3 protein-coding genes are annotated in these 2355 nt (G+C 65.2%); all 3 read right to left on the reverse strand.

Features of this window, described 5'->3' with window-relative positions; genetic code table 11:
- Nucleotides 1-1452, reverse strand: a 1452-nt coding sequence (mrdA, locus tag V6M63_RS17275; RefSeq protein ID WP_332743883.1) for a penicillin-binding protein 2, incomplete at its 3' end; no start/stop codon positions are given.
- A 60-nt stretch (nt 1453-1512) separates the two neighbouring features.
- On the reverse strand, nt 1513-2031 hold the full coding sequence (mreD, locus tag V6M63_RS17280; RefSeq protein ID WP_332743885.1) for a rod shape-determining protein MreD: 519 nt from the start codon (nt 2029-2031) through the stop codon (nt 1513-1515).
- Nucleotides 2028-2355 (reverse strand): rod shape-determining protein MreC (mreC, locus tag V6M63_RS17285; RefSeq protein WP_332743886.1); only part of this gene is annotated, 328 nt, incomplete at its 5' end. The genes mreD and mreC, both read right to left, overlap by 4 nt.

The raw sequence follows: 2355 nt of genomic DNA on the forward strand, positions 1-2355 counted from the left end.
GTGAGGCTTCATCTTCACGCCATTGTTGGCCACCGTGCCGGTCGCAAGCGCCAGCTGCAGCATGGTGAAGTTGTTGTAACCCTGGCCGATGCCCAGCGAGATCGTCTCGCCCGCATACCATTTTTGCTGTTCGGTCTTGCGGTACGCCGCGCGTTTCCAGCGGGTGGAAGGCAGCAGTCCCCGCGATTCGCCCTGGATGTCGATGCCCGTCAGCTCCCCGAATCCATAGCGGCCGAGCATGTCGTGCATCAGGTCCACACCCATGTCGTTGGCCAGCACGTAGTAGTAGGTGTCGCACGAATGCACGATCGACTTGTACATGTCCACGACGCCGTGGCCGCCCTCCTTGTCGTCGCGAAAGCGGTGGCCACCGAACATGAAAAAGCCGGGATCGGAGATGGCCTGCTGCGGGGTGCGTTTACCAGTCTCGAGCGCGGCCAGCGCCATGAAGGGCTTGTAAGTCGAGCCGGGCGCGTAGGTGCCGCGCAGCGCACGGTTGAGCAGGGGCTTGTCCAGCGACTCGTTCAGCGCCACCCAGTTCTCGCTGTCGATGCCGTCCACGAACAGGTTCGGGTCGAACGTGGGCTTGCTGACGAAAGCCAGTATTTCGCCGGTCTTGGGGTCCAACGCCACCATCGCGCCGCGGCGGTCGCCGTACAGGTCTTCGACGAGCTTCTGCAACTTGATGTCGATGGACATCACCACGGTGTTGCCGGGCGTCGCCGGGTTGCTCGCGAGCTTGCGCACAGCCCGCCCGCCAGCCGAAGTTTCAACCTGCTCTACCCCGGTGATGCCATGCAGTTGTTCTTCGTAGCTCTGTTCGATGCCCAGCTTGCCGATGTACTCCGTGCCGCGGTAGTTGGCCTGCTTGTCTTCGGGCCAGTCCTCCATCAGCTTCTTCTCGGACTGGTTCACCCGCCCGATGTAGCCGATCACGTGGCTTGCCAGCTCGCCATAGGGGTAGCTGCGGAACAGCCGCGCCTTGATGTCCACGCCGGGGAAGCGATAGCTCTGCGCGGCGAAGCGCGCCACCTCCTCGTCCGTCAGGCGCGTGCGGATGGGCAGCGACTCGAAGCTCTTGGATTCCTCCAGCAGCTTCTTGAAGCGTCGCTTGTCGCGCGGCTGGATGTCGATCACCTGTGATAGCGCCTCGATCGTCTTGTCCAGGCTGGCCGTGATGCGCGAGGGCATGATTTCCAGCGTGTAGGCCGAGTAGTTGGTGGCCAGTACGATGCCGTTGCGGTCCAGGATCAGCCCGCGATTGGGCACAACCGGGACGATCGACGTGCGGTTGCTCTCGGCCTGCTGGCTCAGGTCGGTGTGCCGCACCACCTGCAGGTACACCAGCCGGCTGGCCAGCAGCAGGAAAGCCACCAGCACGACGATGCTGACGACGAAGACGCGTACGCGAAAACGCGATAGGTCGGCTTCGACGTTGCGCAGTTCGGTCATGGCTTCAAAGTGTGCATGGCTGGGATGAAGACTGTGCGACTCGGCGGCGGGCGCAAAGTTCTATAGCGGCCGGTTGGCATCGGGATCGGGCGCGCGCCGCTGAGGCGCCAGCAGCGCGACGCTGACCACCGGCCACAGCACTGCCTCGATCAGCGGTGCCAGCAGCACGCTGAAGCCGGGGAATATGCCGCCCGCCAGCATCCGCACGGCCAGCTCGATGGCGTGGGCGGCGAAAAACAGCGGCAGCACCTGCACCGCCTGCGAGGGCACGCTGAACCACAGCAGTCGCCTGTGGATCGTGATCGCAAAAAAGCTGAGCGCCGTGTAGGCCAGCGCGTGTTGCCCCAGCAGCGCCGCCTGGTGCACGTCCATGGCCAGCCCGAACACGAAGGCAGCGCCGATGCCCACGCGCAGGGGCTGGTGCACGCTCCAGAACACCAGCACCAGGGCCAGCACGTCGGGCATCCAGGGCACCCGGCCGAGCGGCAGCATGTTGACGACCAGCGCCAGCAGCAGGCTGCCCCAGATGAAGAGTGGATTGGCCGGCAGCAAAAGCTGCTGGCCCGGTCGCATGATCATTTCAGCGGCCTTCCCTTCTTCAGGGGAGTTGCATCCTCGGGGACCACGCGCAGCGGGAGGTTGGCGGGGCCCGCCTTGAGCACCATCACGTGCCGCGCGCCGTCCACCAGCGCCTCGGGCGAGCACGTGATCCGCGCGAAGCCGGCATCGGCGCGGCGTTCCACCTTTTTGACACGCGCCACCGGGAGGCCGGGCGGATATACGCCGTCCACACCACTGGTCGTGAGCAGGTCGCCCGGCTGCACGTCGGCATTGGCGGCCATGAAACGCAGTTCCAGGAAACCGGTGGCGGCAGGGTCGCCATAGGCCACGCTGCGCGCGCCG

Origin of the sequence: Hydrogenophaga sp. (assembly GCF_036675665.1) — a bacterium.
In the GTDB taxonomy this organism is placed as follows: Bacteria; Pseudomonadota; Gammaproteobacteria; order Burkholderiales; family Burkholderiaceae_C; genus Hydrogenophaga.